At 70.9% G+C, this 22034-nt stretch carries 22 protein-coding genes; 11 read left to right on the top strand and 11 right to left on the bottom strand.

Annotation, left to right across the window (positions count from 1 at the left end):
* The first annotated feature begins 100 nt into the window (after window positions 1-100).
* Together BLR04_RS11595 and pip are read left to right on the top strand one after the other, a co-directional pair.
* A complete protein-coding gene (locus BLR04_RS11595) occupies window positions 101-691 on the top strand; it encodes a hypothetical protein (RefSeq protein ID WP_245740185.1) in 591 nt (196 codons plus the stop codon).
* Window positions 688-1659, top strand: coding sequence for a prolyl aminopeptidase (pip, locus tag BLR04_RS11590; protein WP_090762611.1), 972 nt, complete (start codon window positions 688-690; stop codon window positions 1657-1659). Before BLR04_RS11595 ends, pip begins: the two co-directional genes overlap by 4 nt.
* Here the strand turns inward: pip and BLR04_RS11585 are convergent.
* Together BLR04_RS11585 and BLR04_RS11580 are read right to left on the bottom strand one after the other, a co-directional pair.
* Entirely contained in the window at window positions 1613-2161 is a 549-nt protein-coding gene (locus BLR04_RS11585) for a phosphatase PAP2 family protein (protein WP_090762609.1), read from the bottom strand. The genes pip and BLR04_RS11585 overlap by 47 nt on opposite strands.
* A 92-nt stretch (window positions 2162-2253) precedes the next feature.
* Window positions 2254-2556 carry a hypothetical protein gene (locus BLR04_RS11580; RefSeq protein WP_143022016.1) on the bottom strand — a complete coding sequence of 101 codons (303 nt, stop codon included), beginning with the start codon at window positions 2554-2556 and terminating at the stop codon, window positions 2254-2256.
* Between the two features lie 79 nt (window positions 2557-2635).
* On the opposite strand from BLR04_RS11580, the gene BLR04_RS11575 reads away from it, so the two are divergent.
* Window positions 2636-3430 (top strand): universal stress protein, encoded by a 795-nt coding sequence (locus tag BLR04_RS11575; protein WP_245740184.1) that lies wholly within the window; start codon window positions 2636-2638, stop codon window positions 3428-3430.
* A 6-nt stretch (window positions 3431-3436) separates the two neighbouring features.
* Here the strand turns inward: BLR04_RS11575 and BLR04_RS11570 are convergent, their stop codons facing one another.
* Both BLR04_RS11570 and BLR04_RS11565 read right to left on the bottom strand, forming a co-directional pair.
* Window positions 3437-5722, bottom strand: coding sequence for an ABC transporter permease (locus BLR04_RS11570; RefSeq protein ID WP_090762605.1), 2286 nt, complete (start codon window positions 5720-5722; stop codon window positions 3437-3439).
* Window positions 5719-6417, bottom strand: coding sequence for an ABC transporter ATP-binding protein (locus tag BLR04_RS11565; RefSeq protein WP_090762603.1), 699 nt, complete (start codon window positions 6415-6417; stop codon window positions 5719-5721). Before BLR04_RS11565 ends, BLR04_RS11570 begins: the two co-directional genes overlap by 4 nt.
* A gap of 117 nt (window positions 6418-6534) precedes the next feature.
* On the opposite strand from BLR04_RS11565, the gene BLR04_RS11560 reads away from it, so the two are divergent.
* On the top strand, window positions 6535-7383 hold the full coding sequence (locus tag BLR04_RS11560; protein ID WP_218128831.1) for a sensor histidine kinase: 849 nt from the start codon (window positions 6535-6537) through the stop codon (window positions 7381-7383).
* Window positions 7380-8051 carry a response regulator gene (locus BLR04_RS11555; protein WP_090762601.1) on the top strand — a complete coding sequence of 224 codons (672 nt, stop codon included), beginning with the start codon at window positions 7380-7382 and terminating at the stop codon, window positions 8049-8051. Before BLR04_RS11560 ends, BLR04_RS11555 begins: the two co-directional genes overlap by 4 nt.
* Before the next feature lie 22 nt (window positions 8052-8073).
* Here BLR04_RS11555 and BLR04_RS11550 read toward each other — a convergent pair whose 3' ends face one another.
* The 4 genes from BLR04_RS11550 to BLR04_RS11535 all read right to left on the bottom strand — a co-directional run bounded on the left by BLR04_RS11550 (window position 8074) and on the right by BLR04_RS11535 (window position 11735).
* Entirely contained in the window at window positions 8074-9057 is a 984-nt protein-coding gene (locus tag BLR04_RS11550; protein WP_090762599.1) for a glucosyl-3-phosphoglycerate synthase, read from the bottom strand.
* Between the two features lie 116 nt (window positions 9058-9173).
* A complete protein-coding gene (locus BLR04_RS11545) occupies window positions 9174-10487 on the bottom strand; it encodes an MGH1-like glycoside hydrolase domain-containing protein (protein WP_176903035.1) in 1314 nt (437 codons plus the stop codon).
* Between the two features lie 14 nt (window positions 10488-10501).
* Window positions 10502-11287: a sugar phosphate isomerase/epimerase family protein gene (locus BLR04_RS11540; RefSeq protein WP_090762597.1), complete on the bottom strand. Its 786-nt coding sequence runs from the start codon at window positions 11285-11287 to the stop codon at window positions 10502-10504.
* Between the two features lie 4 nt (window positions 11288-11291).
* Window positions 11292-11735 carry an MDR/zinc-dependent alcohol dehydrogenase-like family protein gene (locus BLR04_RS11535; RefSeq protein WP_245740183.1) on the bottom strand — a complete coding sequence of 148 codons (444 nt, stop codon included), beginning with the start codon at window positions 11733-11735 and terminating at the stop codon, window positions 11292-11294.
* 281 nt (window positions 11736-12016) lie between these two features.
* Between BLR04_RS11535 and BLR04_RS39605 the strand changes: the two genes are divergently transcribed.
* From BLR04_RS39605 to BLR04_RS11520, 4 genes are read left to right on the top strand one after another with little or no spacing between them, the layout of a single operon-like run.
* Window positions 12017-12352, top strand: a complete 336-nt coding sequence (locus tag BLR04_RS39605; protein ID WP_143022015.1) for a hypothetical protein — start codon at window positions 12017-12019, stop codon at window positions 12350-12352.
* 33 nt (window positions 12353-12385) lie between these two features.
* Window positions 12386-13741, top strand: coding sequence for an ABC transporter substrate-binding protein (locus BLR04_RS11530; protein ID WP_090762593.1), 1356 nt, complete (start codon window positions 12386-12388; stop codon window positions 13739-13741).
* A complete protein-coding gene (locus BLR04_RS11525; protein WP_090762591.1) occupies window positions 13741-14652 on the top strand; it encodes a carbohydrate ABC transporter permease in 912 nt (303 codons plus the stop codon). Before BLR04_RS11530 ends, BLR04_RS11525 begins: the two co-directional genes overlap by 1 nt.
* The gene (locus BLR04_RS11520) at window positions 14639-15505 is read left to right on the top strand and encodes a carbohydrate ABC transporter permease (protein WP_090762589.1); all 867 of its coding nucleotides are present in this window, start codon (window positions 14639-14641) and stop codon (window positions 15503-15505) included. Before BLR04_RS11525 ends, BLR04_RS11520 begins: the two co-directional genes overlap by 14 nt.
* A gap of 9 nt (window positions 15506-15514) precedes the next feature.
* Here BLR04_RS11520 and BLR04_RS11515 read toward each other — a convergent pair whose 3' ends face one another.
* On the bottom strand, window positions 15515-16261 hold the full coding sequence (locus BLR04_RS11515; RefSeq protein WP_090762587.1) for a helical backbone metal receptor: 747 nt from the start codon (window positions 16259-16261) through the stop codon (window positions 15515-15517).
* A gap of 75 nt (window positions 16262-16336) precedes the next feature.
* Between BLR04_RS11515 and BLR04_RS11510 the strand changes: the two genes are divergently transcribed.
* Window positions 16337-17152 carry an SAM-dependent methyltransferase gene (locus BLR04_RS11510; protein ID WP_342672265.1) on the top strand — a complete coding sequence of 272 codons (816 nt, stop codon included), beginning with the start codon at window positions 16337-16339 and terminating at the stop codon, window positions 17150-17152.
* Window positions 17153-17155: 3 nt separating this feature from the next.
* Window positions 17156-18067, top strand: a complete 912-nt coding sequence (locus BLR04_RS11505) for a TIGR03619 family F420-dependent LLM class oxidoreductase (protein ID WP_090762585.1) — start codon at window positions 17156-17158, stop codon at window positions 18065-18067.
* Here the strand turns inward: BLR04_RS11505 and tpx are convergent.
* On the bottom strand, window positions 18037-18537 hold the full coding sequence (gene tpx, locus BLR04_RS11500) for a thiol peroxidase (RefSeq protein ID WP_090762583.1): 501 nt from the start codon (window positions 18535-18537) through the stop codon (window positions 18037-18039). The genes BLR04_RS11505 and tpx overlap by 31 nt on opposite strands.
* A 104-nt stretch (window positions 18538-18641) precedes the next feature.
* Window positions 18642-21866 (bottom strand): fused isobutyryl-CoA mutase/GTPase IcmF, encoded by a 3225-nt coding sequence (gene icmF, locus BLR04_RS11495; RefSeq protein ID WP_090762581.1) that lies wholly within the window; start codon window positions 21864-21866, stop codon window positions 18642-18644.
* Window positions 21867-22034 lie beyond the last annotated feature (168 nt).

The raw sequence follows: 22034 nt of genomic DNA, 5'->3' as shown, positions 1-22034 counted from the left end.
GCCGGGAACGGCTCTCCCTTCCAGGATGCACCCTGGCGGTTTGGCGGATGCCTTGCCCCTGTTTGGCCCGGCATGAGGACGGGTCCGCGAAAATACTCGGATGAGTGTTGAGTTGATGGTCTGGGACGAGCCGGTCCCGATCAGCCGCGACCAGGCGCGCGCCACGTACCTCGCGGTCAAGCGGACCGAGCCGGAGACCACCCCAGCGGACGTGCCCGACGTCGTCAAGGACCTGCCGGGGAAGGTCACGCTCCACCCCGGCCACGTCATGGTGTCCATGGACCTCGACACGATGGACGAGATGTCCGCGCAGGTCTTCACGGTCGCCCGCGCCCACGGCCTGGTCTGCTACGACCCGCAGCGCGACCTCGTGCACAACGTGGCGCCGCTGGGCGTTCACGAGGGCATGCAGCTCCACACGGGCGACGGCATGATCGTCCACGACCCTGACCTCGGGCTGGTGCACGACGTGCTCGGGACGCTGTCGCCGCGCAACCCGTTCGTCGCCCTGGTGAACTTCGGCCGCCACTTCATGCAGGTCTCGCCGGGCTACGAGCTGGAGTACAAGGAGGGCACGCTCATCCGCGCGATCGTCCCTGACCTCGAGGAGGTGCGGACGGCCTTCCACGAGTACGCGACCGGGGAGCGTGGCTTCCTCGACCGGCACGCGTGGCAGGATCAGCCGGTATGAACACGTTGTACCCGCCCATCGAACCGTACGACTCCGGCCTGCTCGACGTCGGCGACGGCAACCAGATCTACTGGGAGGTCTGCGGCAACCCGCAGGGCAAGCCCGCCGTCATGCTGCACGGCGGCCCCGGCGGCGGGTGCAGCGCCGACCACCGGCGCCAGTGGAACCCCGAGCTGTACCGGATCGTCCTGTTCGACCAGCGCAACTGCGGCCGCAGCCTGCCGCACGCCTCCGACGCGGCCACCGACCTGAGCGCCAACACCACCTGGCACCTGGTGGCCGACGTCGAACGGCTGCGCGAGCACCTCGGCATCGACCAGTGGCAGGTGTTCGGCGGGTCGTGGGGCAGCACGCTGGCGCTCGCGTACGCGCAGACGCACCCCGAGCGGACGACCGAGCTGGTGCTGCGCGGCATCTTCACGCTGCGCCCGCAGGAGCTGCGCTGGTTCTACCAGGAGGGCGCGAGCCACCTGTTCCCCGACCTGTGGGAGCAGTACGTCGCCCCGATCCCGCAGGACGAGCGCGACGACCTGATGGCGGCCTACCACAAGCGGCTGGAGGGCCCCGACGACGAGGTCAGGCTGGCCGCCGCGCGGGCGTGGGCGCAGTGGGAGGGCGGCACGGTCTCGCTGCGGCCCGATCCCAAGCGGGTCTCGGACTTCGGCGAGGAGAAGAAAGCCGTCGCGTTCGCCAGGATCGAGAACCACTACTTCGTCCACGGCGGCTGGATGGAGCCCGGGCAGCTCATCAGGGACGTCGACCGGATCAGGCACATCCCCGCGGTGATCGTGCAGGGCCGCTACGACGCCTGCACACCCATGGCCACCGCGTACGACCTGCACCGGGCCTGGCCGGAGGCGGAGTTCCACGTGATCGACGACGCCGGGCACGCCTACACCGAGCCCGGCATCCTCGACCGGCTCATCGCGGCGACAGACGCGTTCGCACGAGACGTACCGCAGGGGTGACGGCCCCCACGAGCAGCAGCGCGAACAGCGGCGCGAGCACCGCGCCGAGCAGGAAGCCCGCCGCCACGTCGTGCGGGTAGTGCACACCGACGAACACCCGTGAGAACGCCATGACCGCCGCCAGCGGGAAGACCGTCCACGCCAGGCGGCGCCAGGCCAGGGTGAGGGCGGCCGCGGCGCCGGCGGCGATCACCGCGTGGTTGCTGGGGAACGACCAGTCGTCGAGGGGCGGGCAGGCGGCGATGGTCGCCACCCCGCCCCGGCACGGCCGGTCCTCCTGGACCAGCGTCTTGACGACCTCGCTGACGATGTACGCGAGCACGACGCCGGCGGGGCCGGCCACGACGAGCGCAAGATCCCGGGCGGGTGCGCGCCACGCCCGCCATGCGGCCACCGCGAAGAGCGCCGCGAACAGGAAGAGCCCCGCGTCCGTACCGACCTCGGCGAGCGTGTGCAGCCACTCGGGGGTGCTGAGGGCGAAACCGACGATGTCCTGATACACACGTGTCCAATCCGTGAACGAGCAATGGACACGACTTTACGGACTTCGGACAGTGCTCAAGTCACCGGAAAGCCCTGACTGGCCGGAGAAACTCAGATGAGAAGGCGGCGGGCGAGGGCGGCCTGCTTGCCGTCCATCTCCTCGCGGGTGATGAGCCCGCTCTCGAACGCCTCGGCCGCGGCGTCGCGCTCGGCCACGTAGTACGCAGCCATGATCTCGCTGCGGAGCGGCGTGAACCCGCGGTCCACACAGTCGGAGAAGACGCCGACTTTCTGGTCGACGACGTCGGCACGCACGGTACAGGCGAGATCCTGCGCGCGAAGCTGTTCCACCGCGTCACGAAGCGTGACAGGTCCGAACGAACCAACAAATTTGGTGTCTAGTGTGATCTTCACGGGTTTTACTCCTCCAAAGGTTTACAACGTTAGGATCAAGGTCGCGTATTCCCAGGTAGGAGCGGGTAAGAGGGCCTTCGTGATCGGTGGGCACGTGATCGTCGGATATGCGGACGACCTGGGTGGGCGAGACGCGCTCGCCCTCGGTTCGGCGATCACCAGGCTCACCGGCGGTGAGCTGACCATCGCCTCGATCTACCCGCCGGGCAGCCCGGGGCTGGCGGTCGAGGCGCAGGCCGGCCTGGCCCACGCGGCCGAGGAACTGGGTCCCGCACCGGCCGAGTTCCTCACGTTCGAGAGCCGCGGCACCGGGCGCGGGCTGTCGGTGCTGGCCAGCAGAATTCGCGCCGACCTCATCGTGGTCGGCTCGGCGAGCGGCGGGCAGCACGGCCGCATCGCGATCGGCGCCACCTCCGACCACCTGCTCCACCGCTCGTCCAAGGCCGTCATGCTGACGCCCGCCGGTTTCAAGCAGCCCGGCGAGCTCGACCGCCTCACGCTGGCGTACGTGCACCGCCCGCAGTGCGACGAGGCCGTCGAACGCGTCGCCCAGGCCGCGCTGCGGCTCGGGGTGCCGCTCCGGCTCATCACGCTCGACCTGCGGGTGGACGACCCCGGCCGGCTGCGCGACGACCTCGCGCTGGCCGTGCGCCTGGCGTGGGAGACCACCGGCATCGAGGCCGAGGCGGAGGTGGCCGAGGGCCACGACGTGGACGCCGCGATGCGCACCCTGGAGTGGCTGCCCGGCGAGCTGCTCGTCTGCGCCGCCAGCGAGGACGCGGAACCGCACCGCGTGTTCCTCGGCGAGCTGGCCATGAAGGTGCTGCGCGCCTCCGAACGCCCGGTCGCCGTCCTGCCCCGCGGATTCTCCTAGCGGAACTCATTCGGTACGCAGCGCCTCGGCGATGGTCAGTGCGGCGGCCGAGCGCGCGGGCAGGAACGCGCCCAGCACGGCGATGGCCACACCCGCCACGACCAGCGCGGCGAGCGCCGCGACGTGCCAGACGTCGAGCAGGATCGCGGGCGCGCTGAGCCCTGCCGCCTCCATCATGGCCAGCACGACGACCCGGTGCGAGGCGATCCCGACGGGGACGCCGACCAGCCCGCCGAGGACGCCCAGGGCAGCCATGGACGTGACCGTCATGAGCGTCACCTGGCGCGGCGTCATCCCGATCGACTTCAGCATGGCCAGGTCACGACGCCGCTCGCGGGTGTTCAGCACCACGGTGTTGAACACGCCCAGGCTCGCCACCACGCCCAGGATCAGGGTGAAGAAGGACGCCGCGCCGATGACGGCCACGCTGTTCTGGTCGACCTGCGACTTCGTCCGCGGGTACAGGCCCGGTTCGGCCGCCTTGACGGCGGCGTGGAACGTCTCGACGTCGGCGTCCGGAGCGAGCCGGACCTCGTACTGGGTGGCGCTCCTGCCGGGGTCGAGCGCGGTCAGTGTGGGCCAGCTCGCGATGACGAGGTCGTTCGCGGCGTCCATGACCTCGCCCACGATCGTGGCCTGCGTACGTGCGTCGCCGAGCGCGAGCGTGAGCCGGTCGCCGACGCGCAGCCCGAAGCGTCTCAGGAACGCCGAAGGGGCGGCGACCTCGCCGGGCCCGGAGATGTAGCGCCCGGCCACCACCACGTCGCCGCGGGTCGCGGCGTCACCGCGGAGGAACTGGGCCTTGATCCGGCTCGTGTGGCCAAGGAGCCGCACGTCGATCCAGGCGTCGGCGGTCACGTGACGGACGCCGGGCTGCGCGCGCAGCAGCGCCTCGATGGCGGCGTCGCCCAGCTTCGGCCTGATCTGGTCGGGCCGTCCGACGTGGACGACGGAATGGACGTGGCCGACGCGCTGTGCCGTGTCGCCGTAGGCGGTCATCGTCCTGAACAGGCCGGTGGCGAGCGTCGTCGCGGCCACACCGAGGACGATCGCGGCCAGCGTCAGCGCCGAGCGGCCCGGCCGGGCGAACGGCAGGCCCAGGCCCAGGCTCACGGATCGGGGCAGCGGTGTGCCCGACAGCAGGTGCTGGATCGCCTGCCCGCGTCCCGACCGGCGCCCGCCACCGGCCCTGATGCTCTCGGCGGCCGACAGCCGGTGCGCGCGGGAGGCGGGGACGAGCGCCGCCAGCACGACCACGGCCGGTACGCCGACCAGCGCGGTCAGGTACGCCCACCAGCCGACGCCCAGGCCGATGGCCGCCCCGGTGCCCGCGAACACGCGGTGCAGCAGCGGCTGGGAGATCAGGGCGCCGAGCCCCGTGCCGACCAGGCATCCGGCGGACCCGGGCAGCAGGACCATGACCAGGTACACGGCCATGACCTGGTCGGGGGTGAAGCCCAGTGACTTGAGCACGCCGATGTGCCGCTGCCCGGCGACGACGGCGCCGCCGACGACGTTCGCCACGATGAGCACCGCCACCAGCAGCCCCAGGAGACCGAACCCCACGAGGAACGGCAGGTACGCCGAGGCCGTCCGGGACACGTCCTGCTTGACGGTGAGGTACGACTGCACGCCCGAGGGCGACAGGCCGGCGGTCACGCTCGCCGTGGCCGCGCGCAGGTCGCCTGCCTCGGTGAACCGGTAGAGCATCTGGGTGGCCGTGGGGTTCATCGTCCGCATCTGGGCGGGCGTGACCCAGGCCTCGGCCGTCCTGCTGACGCTGGAGGCCAGACCCACGATGGTGAAGGTCATGCCTTCCCTGGTCCGTACCGTGGCGCCGACCAGGTCGCTGAAGAGGGGCTCGACCGGCCGGTTCACCACGATCTCGCCAGGTCGGGCGGCCCAGCGGCCCGTCCAGAGGTCGACCCGGTCCACCGGTCCGCCGGGGCCGGGCCGCCCGACGACCGTGAGCGGTCCTGGCGGCAGGCTCTGCCGGGTGTCGGCGACGGTGAGCGCCTTCTGGCCGAACGGCCCGGCCGCCGCCTCGACCCCGGGCCTGCCCGCCGTCCGTGTGAGCAGCGCGTCGGGGACCGTGGCCCGGTCGAACGTGGCCACGACGTGCGCCCCGCGCTGCTCGGCGAAGGTCCGGTCGAAGGGCCAGGACGACGCCTCGAGCAGGCCGAGCGCCACGACGATCGCCACGGTGGAGCACAGGACCACCAGGGCCAGGATCGCGCTCTGCAGCCTCCGCCGCCGCACCGCGGCCAGCGCGACGCTCCACACCGCGCTCACGGGTGGCCCTCCAGCGTGCGTTCTGCGGTCACCCGGCCGTCGGCCAGCTCGATCACCCGTCCGGCGCACCGCTCGGCCAGCCGTACGTCGTGCGTGACGAGCAGCAGGGTCTGGCCGATCTGGTGCAGGTCGAGCAGCAGGTCCATCACCTGCTCGCCGGAGTGGCTGTCCAGCGCGCCGGTCGGCTCGTCGGCCAGCAGCACGGCCGGCCGGTTCATGAGGGCGCGGGCGACGGCGACCCGCTGGCGCTCGCCACCGCTCAGCACCGCGGGGTACGTACGGGCGCGGTCGCCGATGCCGAGCTCGTCCAGCAGGTCGAGCGCGCGTCTGCGGGCCTGGGCGGCGGGCGTGCCGGTGAGCTGGGCGGCGAGCGCCACGTTGTCGAGCGCAGACAGGTCGTCGAGCAGGTTGAAGAACTGGAAGATCATGCCGATGTGGCGGCGTCTGAACAGGGCCAGCCCGGTCTCGTCCAGGCCGGTCAGGTCGTCGCCCTGGACGGTGACCCGCCCGGCGCTGGGCCGGTCGAGCCCGGCGATCAGGTTCAGGAGCGTCGACTTCCCGCTGCCGGACGGCCCCATCACCGCGACCGCCTCACCGGCACGGATCTCCAGCGAGACACCGTCCAGTGCCACCGTCTCGCCGTACTGCCTGCGTACATGGTCGAGCCGTACGGCGGCTGCGGTTCCGGTCGTCATGCGAGGAGGCTACAAACGGCGCCGCAAGCCGGGCGTCCTTCCCCGGATGTAATTCCGGTCCGCTTGTCATCCTGTCGATGTAGTGCGGATCTTCCCGCCCTTTGCCAGGCTGGAACGGTGGTCTGGACGTACGCCTTGGTCGTCGTCGTGGTGGCGCTGGCAGGAGTCACGCTGTCGATGGGGGTCGCACTCGTGCGGTCCCGCCGCCGCCACCGCGCGGCCGTCGAGGAGCGGGGCAGAATGCTGGAGCGGGAGAGCGACAGGGCCGCCAGGGCGGCGGTCGACGCCGAACGCGCCAGGATCGCCAGGGAACTGCACGACATCGTCAGCCACAACGTCAGCCTCATGGTCGTCCAGGCCGGCGCGGCGCGCGAGGTGATGCCGATCGACCCCGACGCGTGCGCGCAGGCGCTCGAAGCGGTGGAGAACGCCGGCCGCTCGGCGATGTCGGAGCTGCGCCACCTGCTGGGGCTGCTCGCGCCCGCCCCGGACGGCGCCGACGACTCCGTTCTCGCGCCGTCGCCGGGTCTGGACGGCCTGAACACGCTGATCGACCGTTTCGCCTTCACCGGGCTGCACGTGGAGACGCGCGTCCTGGGCGAGCCCCGCCCGCTGCCGCCGGGCATCGACGCGACGGTCTACCGGATCATCCAGGAGGCCCTGACCAACGCGCTCAAGCACGCCGAGCCGGACACGAAGGCCGAGGTGACGATCCGCTACGCGGACAACCAGGTGCGCGTGGAGGTGCTCAACACCGGCCCCAGCGCGCTCACCGCCGACCCCGGCCGTGCCGCGCCGACGGCGCAGCGGCGCGGACGCGACGCCGGAGCCGGGCGCGGCCTGCTGGGGCTCAGCGAACGGGTCGCCGTCTACGGTGGCGACCTGGACGCCAGGCGCCGCCTCGGCGGCGGCTACCGCATCCGCGCCCGCATCCCCCTCAAGCCACCCCGACAGGACGGTTCATGACCCCCTCGCCCCGCGTGCTGATCGTCGACGACCAGGCGCTCATCCGGTCCGGATTCCGGCTCATCCTCACCACCCGCGGCATCGACGTCGTCGGGGAGGCCGCCGACGGCGTGGCGGCGGTGACGGCCGCGCGGGAACTGCGGCCGGACGTCGTGCTCATGGACATCCGCATGCCGAACATGGACGGGCTGGAGGCGGCCAGGCGGGTGCTGGCCCAGGATCCGGACTGCCGCGTGCTCATGCTGACCACCTTCGACCTCGACCGGTACGTGTACGCCGCACTGGCCCTCGGCGCGAGCGGTTTCCTGCTGAAGGACGTCACGCCCGCCCACCTGGCCAACGCCGTGCGGCTGGTCACCACCGGAGACGCCCTGCTGGCGCCGTCGATCACCCGGCGGCTGGTCGAGCGCTTCGCCGTGCAGGGGCCGCCGTCCAGGAGCGTGCACGCCGACCTGGCCGGCCTGACCGCGCGCGAGGTGGAGGTGCTGACACTGGTGGGGCGCGGGCTGTCCAACGCCGAGCTGGCCGAGGCGCTGACGCTGAGCGAGACCACGGTGAAGACCCACGTCGCCCGCATCTTCACCAAGCTGGGCCTGCGCGACCGCGCCCAGGCCGTCGTCGTCGCCTACGAGACCGGGCTCGTCACCCCGGGTCGATTCCCGCCGTAGCCCCGCGGGGCGGGACGGACGGTCAGGGCCCCGCGTTCACCGGAACCTCCGTCACCAGGGTGGCGAGCGGGGGTCGCTCCGCCACGGCCACGTCCACGAGGTCGGCCTGGCCGTCCGGCGCGAACTGCAGCAGCGTGTGCGCGGGCCGTCCCGAGGCCACCACGCGGCCCTGGCGTTCCAGCCGTGACCAGGCGGTGAGCATGATCTGCCCGGCCATCCGGCCGAGCGCGGCCGTCGACTGGTGCCGGTGCGTACGGCGGCCCAGGTCCACCTGGGCCATCGCGTCGAGGCCGACGAGGCCGAGCAGGTCGACGAGGAGGCCGAACTCCACGCCGTACTCGGTGACGAAGGGCACCCTTTCGAGCACGTCGCGGCGGGCGGCGTACTCGCCGCCGAGCGGCTGGGCGAAGCCGGCGAGCTCGGGCCAGAACAGGTTGAGCAGCGGGCGTGCGACCAGCTCGGTCACGCGTCCGCCGCCGCCCGGCTGGACCGTGCCGTCCGCGCCGACGTACGGACGCTCGTAGGTCGCCTTGACGAATTGGATGCCGGTGTCGACGAGCAGCGGTCCGAGCAGACCCGACACGTAGTGCGTGCCGAAGCTGCGCAGGTCGGCGTCCACGAAGACGACGATGTCCCCGCGAGAGGCGGCCAGGCCCTTCCACAGCGCCTCGCCCTTGCCGCTCATCGGCGGCAGGTGGGAGAGCACCTGGTCCTGCGCCACCACGCGCGCGCCCGCCCGGACGGCGCGTTCGGCGGTCGCGTCGGTGGAACGGGAGTCGACGACCACGATCTCGTCGACGAGCGGCCATCGCTCGACGAGGTCACGGCGGATCACGGTGACGATGTCGCCGACGGTGTCCTGCTCGTCGCGGGCGGGCAGGACCACGCTGACCGTGGTGTCGCCCTTGGCACCGCTTAAGGCGTCCAGCGGCCAGTCTGCGGCGTTGCTGGAGTGCGGCCCGCTCCTCGGGCGGACGTTCGCGATGGCTCTCCGGTTGGAATCCATGCAGTTCGCCCCCCATCCGTGAGCATCACGGCTTTCTGCCCGTGAACAGGGGTAACGAACATGTTTGTGCGACGCGCGAGTGGCTCCCGTACCAGGCGATCGGGCGCGGCGGGCTGCTACGCCGGCACCTGATCGGCAACGCGGTCGGCAACGTGGTCGGCTTCGCCGAAGCACCTCAGTTCCTGACCGATGTCGCGGCCGGCCGCCGGCACGCTCTTCATGCCGTGCTCAGCGACGAGATCGAGGACGAGCGCGGCCGACCAGCTGAAGTCGCGGCTGCCGTGGCCGCGTCCGGTGGCGGGGTCGAAGTACTCGCGCAGCCCCGCGTGCGCCGCGGCGCACAGCATGCCGTCGGCCAGGCCCGTGGCCAGTTCGGGACGGCGGTCCTTGAGTCCCTGCCAGACGAGCCAGTCGAGGTTGATCCAGCTCGGGCCGCGCCAGTAGCGGGCCGCGTCGAACCCGGCGGCGGCAGGCGAGTAGCTGGGCAGCAGGCCGTCCTTCAGGGAGAACAGGTCGAGCGCGGTGTCGATCAGCGTGTCGGCCACCTTGCCGGGCAGGCCGGGCAGCAGCAGCGGCGTCAGCCCGGCGACGCTGGCGGAGCGGATGAGCCGCCCGGTGCGCGCGTCGCGCGGCTGGAACAGGGCGCCGTCGAAGAGCTGGTGGGTCAGGGCCGCGGTCATCGCGGCGGCCTCGCGCTCGTGCGGCTCGGGGTCGAGCCCGAGCTCGTGAGCGATCCGCGCGAGGGCGTGCTCGGCGACGGCGTACGCGACGTTGAACAGCGGGTCCTCGATCTGGAAGTCCCCGGCGTCGAGGTAGCCGGACTCGCGGTAGGCGAGGGCGAGGGCGATGTAGCGCTCGTAGTCGTCGTCGGTGGGCCGCTCGTCGGCGCAGATGGCGTCGAGGTCCTTACGGACGAAGCCGACGTTCGCCGTCTCGACGTGCCGCAGCGGCTCGTCCCAGGCCGGGCTGTTGTCCATGCCCGACTCCCAGGGGTGCACGATCGAGATCAGCCCGTCGCGGCCACGCCGGTGCGCGCGCAGGAACTCCTGCTGCGCCACCAGCCGCGGGTAGAGCCGGTGCAGGAACCCGAGGTCGGGATCGGCCTCGTACGTCTTCCACGCGGCCAGGGCGTGCACGGGCGGCTGCACGATCCCCGAGGTCGCCGACCCGGACGGCGCGCGCACGCCCCAGAACGCGGGCCCGGGGAAGTACGCGGCCTCGGGCACCTGCGGGTTGAACACGATGTGCGGCACCCGGCCGTCGTGCCACTGCGCGCCGAACAGCGACAGCAGCTCCGTACGGGCCCGGCGGGGCGACAGGCGGGCGTTGCCGATGGCGATGAAGGCGGAGTCCCAGCTCCACTGGTGGGGGTAGAGCCGACGGGACGGGACCGTATGGCCGCCGTCCCAGTTGTTCACCAGAACACGCACGGCTTCACGGAGGATCATAGGTATTTCCTGACAAAGGTGGCGGTCTGGGGAAGCACGATCTCGGGCTCCCCTCGCAGGCGGCAGTCGAGGGCGAGGTAGCCGTCGTAGCCGATGGCGTCGAGCGTGGCCAGCTGGGCGCCCCAGTCGAGGTGACCGGTGCCGGGCTGGTTCCTGTTGGACTCGCTGATCTGCATGTGGGCGAGGTAGGGGGCGGCCTCCACCAGCGAGCGGCAGGGGTCGTCCTCCTCGATGTTCATGTGGTACGTGTCGCCGACGACCCTGATCGAGTCCGTCGTGCAGTAGGACACGGCCTCGGCCAGCGTGTTGACCATGTGGTTCTCGTAGCGGTTGAGCGGCTCCAGCATGATGAGGACGCCGTTGCGGTGCGCGTGCTCACCCAGGATGCCGAGCGCCTCCGCGAGCACCTCGCGGTCCTGCTGGGGTGTGCGCGGCGGCTCGAACGGCGGCAGCGTGCGGGAGAACTGACCGTACGAGGCCGGGGTCGTGACCCCGATGCCGCCCAGCTCGGCGATCACCGTGAGCTGCGAGCGCAGCTGCTGGATCGCGTCGGTGCGCCTGGCCGGGTCGAAGTCGCCGATGGAGTGCGGCATGTCGACGCAGACGGTGGGCATGACCACCCCGTCGGCGAGCGCTCGCTTCAGCTCGGTCAGGCGGCCCGCGAAATGGAAGTCGCCTTTGCCGCGCAACTCGATGGCGTCGAAACCGGCGTCCACCGCGAACGCGAACTTCTCCTGCAGTGTGCGGCCAGGCAGAAGTTGCTCCTGTACGGCGAGCTTCACTGTGTCACTCCTCAAATTCGAAGACGAGCTGGAGAATTTCGGATGGGTGATGGTCGAGCAGATCGAACGCCTCGGCGGCCCGGTCGACGGGCATGACGTGGCTGACGAGCTTGCGCGCGTCGGCCTCGCCGTGGTGGACGAGCTCCATGAAGGTGCGCTGCGGACGTTCGACGTCCCACCGCTGCGACGGCCACGAGTGAAACTCCTCGTGGCGAGCGGCGTTGCTCTCGCTGAGTTCGACGACGGTGTCGGCGCTCCCGGCCCGGTCGCGCATGAACGCTGCGATCGAGCCCTGGCGCACGTCGCACGTCTCGGCTGCGCCGAACTGCCTGGCCGGCTCGAACCGGCTGGATATGGCGGCGACGTCGAGCGCGATGGCCCCTGCGTGGGCGAAGACGCCTGTCAGCGGGTGGGCGTGCGTCTGTCCTTCAACGAAGAGTCGGCGCACGTTGCCCCACTTATGACTGAAGCAGGGGTTTGTCCCACGATACGTGGTCATTTCCGTGCCTGCGGACATTCCCGAGTAAAGAGTGCGAACTCGGACCGATCCGGGCACGAGTGGGGCAGGCCCCACGAGGACCTGACCTGGCGCTTCAGTGGCGATGACGCGCATTTTCCACACTTACGCATTCTGATCAGACAGGAGTCGAACGCTTGACGATTCTTTACAAACCTTAGTTGCGCACGTAACAGGCGTAAGTCTACGACTTTCCCTCGGGGGTGTGACTGATGAAATTGGGGTTCCTGACTACGTGTCTTCCGGAAAACGACCTTGCCGACCTGGCGATGCGGGCCAGGAAAGGGGATGCCGAAGTGCTCGAAGTCGCCGGCCGGCCGTCGCAGGATGACAGAAATCACATCAAGGTAGATTCTTCTGCCGAGGCCGAACGCGATAGGGTCCGGCGCATTTCACCCGGCCGGCCAATGCGCGAGAACGTGAAACCGGCCGAAGACCCTTTGGTCGACCACGCCGGAACCCGCGGCGTGGAGATCGTGATCGAGAACCGCGTGATGAACAGCTGGCGTCCCGATGGCCATCACGGGAACCTCGCCCACCCCGGGTGAGGGCGGGTGTCCCGGGAACCGGAGGAGCGTGTGATGCCGACCAGGGTGACCGCCGTCCTCTCCGCCGTCCTGCTGGCCGCCGCCTGTCTGTCATGCGCCGGCGGACGGGAGTCCGCCAACGAGATCACCGTCTGGACCGCGGAGAACCTCGAGGACCGGATGGCCGTCCAGAACGCCGTCGTCGACGAGTTCACCCGCAGGACCGGGATCAAGGTGAAGCTCGTCGGCGTGGCCGAGGACCAGTTCAGCCAGACCATCACCGCGGCCGCGGCGGCCGACGACCTGCCCGACGTCATCGGCGCGCTGCCGCTCGCCTCCGTACGCGAGCTGGAGGCCAACGACCTGCTCGACACCGAATCGCCCGGCCGGATCGTCGACCGGCTCGGGCGCGACACGTTCTCCCGCCGCGCGCTCGAGCTCGACTCGTCGGGCGGCACGCTGCTCGCGGTGCCGAGCGACGGGTGGGCGCAGCTCATCCTCTACCGCAAGGACCTGTTCGAGAAGGCGGGGCTGCGGCCGCCCGACACGTACGAGGCGCTGGAGACGGCCGCGGCGAAGCTGAACACCGGCGGGGTCGCCGGCATCACACTCGCCATCGCGCCGCGCGACTCGTTCACCGCCCAGAGCTTCGAGCACGTCGCCCTCGCCAACGGCTGCGAGCTCGTGGACAGGGCCGGCACCATCACCCTCGACTCGCCGCAGTGCGTGCGGGCGTTCGGCTTCTACGCCAAGCTCGCCTCCGACTACTCCGTCAAGGGCCGGCAGGACGTCGACTCCACGCGGGCCACCTACTTCGCCGGCAGGGCCGCCATGACGATCTGGTCGTCGTTCATCCTCGACGAGCTGGCGGGCCTGCGGAAGGACGCGCTGCCGAGCTGCCCCGAGTGCCGGTCGAACCCGCAGTGGCTGGCCGAGAACACCGGGGTCGTGACCGCGCTCAAGGGCCCCGACGGCAAGGCCCCCGCACAGTACGGCGAGATCGTCTCCTGGGCACTCGTCAGAGGCGGCAACACGGCCGCGTCCACCGCGTTCGTCTCGTACATGATGAACGAGGGTTACGAGCGCTGGATCGGCATGGCGCCGGAGGGCAAGGTGCCGACCCGCACGACCTTCGCCGAGGCGTGGGAGCGGATGCCCGCCGGGGTCGACGTCAAGCGGCCGCTCGTCGACGTCTACCCCGCCGACGTGCTCGACGCGCTGCGCACGAGCCCCGACACGTTCGCCCGGTGGGGCATCCCGCAGGGCCAGGGCAAGCTGGTCGGCGCGACGATGGGCGAGCTGCCCGTGCCCAAGGCGCTGAGCGCGATCGTCGACGGCTCCATGACCCCGCAGGCCGCCGCCGCCCGGGCCACCTCGGAGGTCGAGACCATCAAGCGGGGGATCCGCTGATGAGCCCGCGCACGTTGCGGCAGCGGGAGAACCGCGCGGGACTGCTGCTCATCTCGCCCACGCTGGTCATCACGCTCGTCGTGGTGGTGCTGCCGCTGCTGTGGGCCGTCATGCTGGCGTTCCAGGACGTGCGGCTGATCAACATTCGGCGGGTGGGGTTGTTCGCCAACTACTCGTTCGCGAACTTCGCGTACGTCGTCTCCGAGCCTGGCTTCTGGTCGTCGCTGGTCAACACGCTCATCTACACCGTCGCGGGAACGGCCCTGTCGATCGCCCTCGGGCTGGTCGCGGCGCTCGCGCTGCGCGACAGGTTCAGGGGCCGGCTCGTGGTGCGGGCCTCGATCCTCATCCCGTACGTGGCCCCGGTCGTCGCCGCGGCGTTCCTGTGGGAGACGATGCTCAACCCCCAGTACGGCATCGTCAACACCTGGCTCGCCGAGCCGATCGCGTTCCTCAGCCAAACCCACGGCGAGTTCCTCGGCCTGCGGGTGCCGGTCGCGCTGCTGACGGTGATCGCGTTCGAGGCGTGGCGGTACTTCCCGTTCGCGTTCCTGTTCCTGCTGGCCCGGCTGCAGGCGCTGCCCCGCGAGCTGGACGAGGCCGCGGTGGTCGACGGCGCGACGCCCACGCAGCGGTTCCGTTACGTCGTGCTCCCCCAGCTGTGGCGGATCATCGCGCTGCTGTCGGTGCTGCGGTTCGTGTTCACCTTCACCAAGTTCGACGACATCTACCTGCTGACCGGCGGCGGCGCCGGCACCGAGGTGGTCAGCGTGCGGGTCTACAACTTCCTCACCGCGCGCGCCGACATCGGGGCCTCGGCGGCGCAGGCGATCGTGCTGGCGGTCGTCCTGGTCGTCTTCCTGGCCGTCTATCTCCGGTTCTTCGCGGGAGGCGAGCATGAGCAGGGGTGAGCGGCCCATGAGCCGCGACAGGTTCGAGCGCGGCCTGTTCCGGGTGCTCAGACCGGTGGTGATCGCGTTCCTCTTCGTGATCACCGCTTTCCCGTTCTTCTACATGGTGACGCTGTCCGTACGCGACATCCAGGAGCTCATCCTCGACCCCGGCTCACTGTGGCCGCGCGCCTTCACCCTGGACACCTACGCGGACGTGCTGACCCGGCAGGGTTTCCTGACGTTCCTCAGGAACAGCGCCATCGTGTCGGTCGCGTCGGTGGCGGTCACGCTGCTGATCTCGATCCCGGGCGCGTACGCGGTCGCCCGCCTGCGGTTCTTCGGCCGGCGACAGGTGCACTTCCTGTTCCTGGCCGTCTACCTGTTCCCGGCGATCGTGCTGGCCATCCCGCTGTTCGTGTTCTTCACGATGATCAGGCTGCGCGGCTCGCTCGCCGGTCTCGTGCTCGTTTACATCGCACAGACGGTGCCCGTCACGGTCTACATGCTGCGCAACTACTTCGAGACCGTGCCGCGCAGCGTCGAGGAGGCGGCCGCGATCGACGGGTGCACGACGCTGTCGACCATCTGGCGGGTGGTGCTGCCGCTGTCGAAGCCCGCGCTGATGGCGACCGGCCTCTACGCGTTCATGATCGCCTGGAACGAGTTCCTGTTCGCCCTGCTGTTCCTCGTCGACCGGCGGGAGAACTGGACGGTCTCCCTGGGCCTGTCGCAGCTCGCCGGGAGCATCGAGATCCCGACGACGGTCCTCATGGCGGGCTCGGTGGTGCTCACGCTGCCCATCGTGATCGTGTTCTTCGCCGGCGAACGGCTGCTGACCGAGGGCCTCACCGCGGGGGCGGAGAAGGGATAGCCGACCCGCTCATGCGAGTGCGCGGCGCAGCAGGGCGGGCGCCTCGACCAGGGAGGGGCCGTACCAGGTGAGCAGCCTGCCGCTGACCAGGGCGCAGGTCAGGCCGGGGAACGCCTCGGGGCCGTCGGCGGAGCTGAACGCGTACGGCTCGTCGGGCAGCACCACCACGTCGGGACGCCGCCCGTTCAGCTCGTCGAGCGGGACCTTCGGGTAGCGCTCAGGGTGGCCGGCGTACAGGTTGTCCACGCCGAGGTGGCGCAGCACGTCGCCGGTGAACGTGTCGCGGCCCACCACCATCCAGGGGCGGCGCCAGATCGGCACGACCGCCGTTCTCCTGGGCCCCGTGCACGGCTCGCGCCACGCCTCCCGCGCCATGTCCAGCCAGGCGGGCGGCTCGGTGCGGCACGCCTGCGTGAACATCCGCGCCAGCGAGTCGAACGCCTGCTCCAGCGTCAGGATGCGGGTGACCCACACCGCGAGCCCGGACGCGCGCAGGGCCTCGATGTCCTGCGGGCGGTTCTCCTCGAAGTTGGCCAGGACCACGTCGGGCCGCAGCCGCCGCACCGCGTCCAGGTCGGGGTTCTTCGTGCCGCGGACCCGCGCCACGTCGAGGCCGGCGGGGTGCGAGCACCAGTCGGTGGCGCCCACCAGCGCGTCGGGCAGGGTGGCCGCGACCGACTCGGTCAGCGACGGCACCAGCGACACGATCCGCCGGACGGTGCCGGGAACCCGTACGGACACTCCGGTGTCATCCACCCCACCAGCCTAGATCGCGAAGGACCGTCACCTGTCGGTACGACTGCGTACAATCCGGATGAAGATCGTTCGACATTGATCGGGGGATGCTTGAACCGGGAGCTCGGTTTCGATCCGAACACACCCAGCGTGGCCCGACTCTACGACTACTACCTCGGCGGCAAGGACCACTTCCCGGCCGACCGCGAGGCCGCCGAGGAGCTCCTGAAGGTCGCTCCCGAGCTCCGCGCCGCCGCGCGGGCCAACCGGTCGTTCCTCGGCCGGGCGGTGCGCCACCTCGCCCGGGCCGGCGTCCGGCAGTTCCTCGACATCGGCACCGGCCTGCCCACCCAGAGCAACGTGCACGAGGTGGCCGCGGAGGTGGCCCCCGGGTCGAGCGTCGTCTACGTCGACCGCGACCCCGTGGTGCTCGTGCACGCGAGGGCGCTGCTCGCGGGCCAGGACGGCACCACCGTGGTCGAGGGCGACCTGCGCAAGCCCGACGCCATCATCAACGACCCCGGCGTGCGGGCCGCGATCGACTTCAGCCGCCCGGTCGGGGTGCTGCTGGTCGCCATCATGCACTTCGTCACCGAGGCCGAGCGTCCCGACGAGATCGTCGCCGCCCTGCGCGAGGCCATGGCCCCCGGCAGCTACCTCGTCATGTCGCACGGCACCAGCGACGCGCGCGCCGCCGCCGTCGGCAAGGGCACCGAGGTCTACCGGAGCGCCAACTCCCCGCTGATCCTGCGCAGCCGTGACAGGATCAAGGAACTGTTCGAGGGGTTCGAGCTGGTCGATCCCGGCGTGGCGTGGCTGCCCGAGTGGCGTCCCGAGCAGACCGACACGATCGACTTCGTCGACGGCCCCGAGTCGTCGCTCATCCTGTGTGGCGTGGGGAGAAAGGTCTGACATATGCGCATCGGGCTGGCCGTTCCGCAGTACGGGGTCTTCGCCCAGTTGTCCAGCGTGCTCACGGTCGCGCGTGAGGCCGAGGCCATGGGCTTCGACAGCCTGTGGGCGGGCGACCGGCTGATGACCCCGCTGCGGCCGAAGGACCGCTACCCGGGCGGCGACGGCCGCGTCCCCGACGCGCACCGGGTGTTCCTCGACCCGTTCGCGGTCCTGTCGGTGGCCGCCTCGGCCACCTCCGCCGTACGCCTCGGCACGAGCGCGCTCAACGCCTGCTGGTACCCGCCGGTGGTGCTGGCCCGCTCGCTCACCACGATCGACCACCTGAGCGGCGGCCGCCTCGACGCGGGCTTCGGTCTCGGCTGGTCCTCCGACGAGTACGCCGCCGCCGGCGTGCCGTGGGAAGGCCGCGCCAAGCGTTACGAAGCCGTCCTCGACGCGCTGGAGGCCGTCTGGACGACCGACCCGGTGGCGTTCGAGCACGACCTGTGGACGATCGCGCCCAGCCACATCGAGCCCAAGCCGGCCCGCCGTCCGCCGATCCTGCTGGCCGGTTTCACCGAGGCGGCGCTGCGCCGCGTCGGCCGCCGCGCCGACGGCTGGCTCACGGCGTCGCTGCCGGTGCCGGTCCTCACCGCGATGTGGCGGACGGTGTGCCGGAGCGCCGAGGAGGCCGGCCGCGACCCCGGCGGGCTGCGCATGATCCTGCGCGCCAACCCGATCGTCACCGACGAGGGCACCCTGCCGCGCAGCGGCACGGTCGCCGAACTGTCGGCCTATCTCGCCACCGTGGCGGCGGCCGGGGTCGACGAGATCATCCTCGACCTCCAGCACACCGCCACGAGCGATCAGCACCTACTCGACCTGGCCGGCCGATTCAGAGATCACTTGAGCACGGCGAGCACGGCGTCGTAGTCGGGCTCCTGGCCGATCTCCGGCACCAGCTGCGCGTGCACCACCTTGTTGTCGCCGTCCAGCACGACCACGGCGCGTGCCGCGAGCCCCGCCATCGGGCTCGACTCGAGCGCGACGCCGTAGTCGTGCAGGAACTCGCGACCGCGCATGACCGACAGCGTGGTCACGTTGTCGAGCCCCTCGGCGCCGCAGAACCGCTTCTGCGCGAACGGCAGGTCGGCCGAGACGCAGAGCACGGCGACGTCGGGGTGCTCCGCGGCCACCTCGTTGAAGCGCCGCACCGACGCCGCGCAGGTGCCGGTGTCGAGGCTCGGGAAGATGTTGAGGACCTTGGTCTTCCCGGCGAAGTCGTCGAGCGTGCGGTCGGCCAGGTCGGCGCCCACCAGACGGAAGCCGGGCGCGGTGTCACCCGGCTGGGGGAAGGTGCCGGCCACGGTGACCGGGTTGCCCCTGAGAGTGACGTCGGTCATGAAACCTCCTGCGTGCGAGCTTCGATAGGAATGCGCCCCCGCGCGGAGATCTTATCCGGCTGTTGATCACCGGGACGGGTGGCCGTCCCGGTGATCCGCCGTGGCTAGACGTTGCGGCGGTACTGGCCCCCCGCCTCGAAGAGGGCGTCGGTGATCTGACCGAGCGAGCAGACCCTGGCCGCCTCCATCAGGACGTCGAACGCGTTGCCGTCCGACATCGCGACCTCGCGCAGGCGGGCCAGCTCGGCGGGCGCCTCGTCGCGGTGACGCTCGTGGAAGGCACGCAGGCGCTCCAGCTGCGAGCTCTTCTCCTCCTCGGTGCCCCGGGCCAGTTCGAGCTTGTGGGCGTCGGAGCTCTCGCCGTCGTCCGGGTTGCGGAACGTGTTCACGCCGATGATCGGCAGCGAGCCGTCGTGCTTGCGCATCTCGTACAGCATGGACTCGTCCTGGATCTTGCCGCGCTGGTAGCCGGTCTCCATCGCGCCGAGGACGCCGCCGCGATCCGACAGCCGCTCGAACTCGGTCAGCACCGCCTCCTCGACCAGGTCGGTCAGCTCGTCGATGACGAACGAGCCCTGCAGCGGGTTCTCGTTCCTGGCCAGGCCCCACTCGCGGTTGATGATGAGCTGGATCGCCATGGCCCGCCGCACCGAGTCGGCCGACGGCGTGGTGACGGCCTCGTCGTAGGCGTTGGTGTGCAGGCTGTTGCAGTTGTCGTAGATGGCGATCAGGGCCTGCAACGTGGTGCGGATGTCGTTGAAGTTCATCTCCTGGGCGTGCAGCGACCGGCCCGAGGTCTGGATGTGGTACTTGAGCTTCTGCGAGCGCTCGCCGGCGCCGTACCGTTCGCGCATGGCGACCGCCCAGATGCGGCGGGCCACCCGCCCGAGCACGCTGTACTCGGGGTCCATCCCGTTGGAGAAGAAGAACGACAGGTTCGGCGCGAAGTCGTCGATGCTCATGCCCCTGGCCAGGTACGCCTCCACGTACGTGAAGCCGTTGGCGAGGGTGAAGGCGAGCTGGCTGATCGGGTTGGCCCCGGCCTCGGCGATGTGGTAGCCGCTGATCGAGACCGAGTAGAAGTTGCGCACGCCGTTGCGGATGAACCACTCCTGGATGTCGGCCATCATCCGCAGCGAGAACTCGGTGGAGAAGATGCAGGTGTTCTGGCCCTGGTCCTCCTTGAGGATGTCGGCCTGCACCGTGCCGCGCACGGTGGCGAGCGTGCGGGCGCGCAGCTCGGTCGCCTCACGCTCGTCGGGCTCGCGGCCGTGCTCGGCACGGAAGCGGTCGAGGGCCTGGTCGATCGCGGTGTTGAGGTAGAAGGCGAGGATCGTCGGGGCCGGGCCGTTGATCGTCATCGAGACGGACGTGTTGGGCGCGGCCAGGTCGAACCCGCCGTAGAGCACCTTCATGTCGTCGAGCGTCGCGATCGACACCCCCGAGGTGCCCACCTTCCCGTAGATGTCGGGCCGCAGGTCGGGGTCGTGACCGTACAGGGTGACCGAGTCGAACGCGGTCGACAGCCGCGTCGCCGGCTGCCCCTCGGAGAGCAGCTTGAACCGCCGGTTGGTACGGAACGGGTCGCCCTCGCCGGCGAACATCCGGGTCGGGTCCTCGTCGTCGCGCTTGAACGGGAACACGCCCGCCGTGAACGGGAACATGCCCGGCAGGTTCTCGCTGCGCAGGAAGCGCAGCAGGTCGCCGTGGTCGCTGTAGCGGGGCAGAGCCACCCTCGGCACCCGGTTGCCCGACAGCGTCTCGCGCCACAGCGGGGTGCGCAGCTCGCGGTCGCGGATCTTCACGACCAGCTCGTCCGCGCCGTAACGTTCCTTGATCGCGGGCCAGCTGTCGAGCAGCGCCCGGCTCTCGTCGGTCAGCTCCCGCTCGGCTGCCTCGGTCAGTTCGGCCAGCTCGGCGGTCGGTCCCCCGTTCTCGCCCAGCAGCTCGCGCACGGCGGTGAGCTGCTGGCGGCGTCGGGCGATGTCGGCCTGCGCGAGCGTCTCGGCGTGGTACGCCCGCACGGTGTCGGCGATCTCGGCCAGGTAGCGCGTCCGCGACGGCGGCACCACGGCTTCCGCCACCTGGGAGATGCGCCCCTCCACCCGCGGCAGCAGCCCGGCTCCCGAGCCCACACCCAGCAGCGGCTTGAGGTGCTGGTAGAGGGCCGTGACCCCGGCGTCGTTGTAGCGGGCGGCGATGGTGCCGAAGACCGGCATGTCCTCGGGCCGCGCCCCGAACGCCTCGCGGTTGCGGACGAGCTGGCGGCGCACGTCGCGCAGGGCGTCCTCGGCGCCGCGGCGCTCGTACTTGTTGATCACCACGGCCTCGGCGAAGTCGAGCATGTCGATCTTCTCCAGCTGGGACGCGGCCCCGAACTCGGGCGTCATCACGTAGATCGGCACGTCCACGTGCGGCACGATCCCGGCGTCGCCCTGGCCGATGCCGGGCGTCTCCACGATCACCAGGTCGTGGCCGGCGGCCCGGCAGGCGGCGATCACGTCGTCGAGGCAGGCGGGCACCTCGCTGCTCGCGCCCCGGGTGGCGAGCGAGCGGAAGTACGTCTGCGGGCCCAGGCTGTTCATCCGGATGCGGTCGCCGAGCAGCGCGCCGCCGCCGCGCCTGCGCGTGGGGTCGACGGCGATGATCGCGATGCGCAGCTTGTCGTCGTTGTCGACGCGGAAGCGGCGGACGAGCTCGTCGGTGAGGGACGACTTGCCGGAGCCGCCGGTGCCGGTGATGCCGAGCACGGGGGCGACGCCGCCGTCGCGTTCCTTGCCCCCGGCCGCGCGCAGGCCCGCCAGCAGGTCGGCGGGGGCGCGGCCGGCCTCGACGAGCGTGATCGCGCGGGCCAGCGCCGCCTGGTCGCCGGAGACCACGGCCTCCACGGACGGCGGGTCGCCCAGCTCGACGTCGCACTCCTGGATCAGTTGGTTGATCATGCCGGGCAGGCCGTAGCGCTGGCCGTCCTCCGGAGAGAAGATCCGCGCGACGCCGCGCGAGTGCAGCAGCTCGATCTCCTCGGGGACGATCACTCCCCCGCCGCCGCCGTACACCCGGACGTGGCCGGCGCCGCGCTCGCGCAGCAGCTCGACCAGGTAGGAGAAGAACTCGACGTGGCCGCCCTGGTAGGAGCTGATCGCGACGCCCTGCGCGTCCTCCTGGATGGCGGCCGTGACGATCTCGTCCACGGAACGGTTGTGGCCCAGGTGGATGACCTCCGCCCCTTGGGCCTGCAGGATCCGCCGCATGATGTTGATCGCCGCGTCGTGCCCGTCGAACAGGGCCGCGGCGGTCACGAAACGTACGGGGTGTACCGGGACGTGCACGCCTGATCACTCCTTCGTGGAGGCTTCACTTCGAAGATACTAGGACGTCCTACTATTTCCCAAGCGGCCCGGGGTCGGCACGTCGAGGAGGTGACGGCGATGCGCGCGCTGACGTTCGTACCCCGCGAGAAGGGGTCGCTCGCGGTGGCGGACGTGCCCGACCCGGCG

It is taken from the genome of Nonomuraea maritima (assembly GCF_900100395.1).
Taxonomy (GTDB): Bacteria; Actinomycetota; Actinomycetes; order Streptosporangiales; family Streptosporangiaceae; genus Nonomuraea; species Nonomuraea maritima.
The sequence above is the reverse complement of the archived record's forward strand: the minus strand, read 5'-3'. Positions and strand labels throughout refer to the sequence as shown.

What these genes read in the sequence shown, in the direction of transcription:
- BLR04_RS11595 (WP_245740185.1), top strand. Translation starts at nt 101, where the DNA reads ATGAGTGTTGAGTTGATGGTCTGGGACGAGCCGGTCCCGATCAGCCGC.
- pip (WP_090762611.1), top strand. Translation starts at nt 688, where the DNA reads ATGAACACGTTGTACCCGCCCATCGAACCGTACGACTCCGGCCTGCTC.
- BLR04_RS11565 (WP_090762603.1), bottom strand. Translation starts at nt 6,417, where the DNA reads ATGACGACCGGAACCGCAGCCGCCGTACGGCTCGACCATGTACGCAGG.
- BLR04_RS11555 (WP_090762601.1), top strand. Translation starts at nt 7,380, where the DNA reads ATGACCCCCTCGCCCCGCGTGCTGATCGTCGACGACCAGGCGCTCATC.
- BLR04_RS11550 (WP_090762599.1), bottom strand. Translation starts at nt 9,057, where the DNA reads ATGGATTCCAACCGGAGAGCCATCGCGAACGTCCGCCCGAGGAGCGGG.
- BLR04_RS39605 (WP_143022015.1), top strand. Translation starts at nt 12,017, where the DNA reads ATGAAATTGGGGTTCCTGACTACGTGTCTTCCGGAAAACGACCTTGCC.
- BLR04_RS11530 (WP_090762593.1), top strand. Translation starts at nt 12,386, where the DNA reads ATGCCGACCAGGGTGACCGCCGTCCTCTCCGCCGTCCTGCTGGCCGCC.
- BLR04_RS11525 (WP_090762591.1), top strand. Translation starts at nt 13,741, where the DNA reads ATGAGCCCGCGCACGTTGCGGCAGCGGGAGAACCGCGCGGGACTGCTG.
- BLR04_RS11520 (WP_090762589.1), top strand. Translation starts at nt 14,639, where the DNA reads ATGAGCAGGGGTGAGCGGCCCATGAGCCGCGACAGGTTCGAGCGCGGC.
- BLR04_RS11505 (WP_090762585.1), top strand. Translation starts at nt 17,156, where the DNA reads ATGCGCATCGGGCTGGCCGTTCCGCAGTACGGGGTCTTCGCCCAGTTG.
- tpx (WP_090762583.1), bottom strand. Translation starts at nt 18,537, where the DNA reads ATGACCGACGTCACTCTCAGGGGCAACCCGGTCACCGTGGCCGGCACC.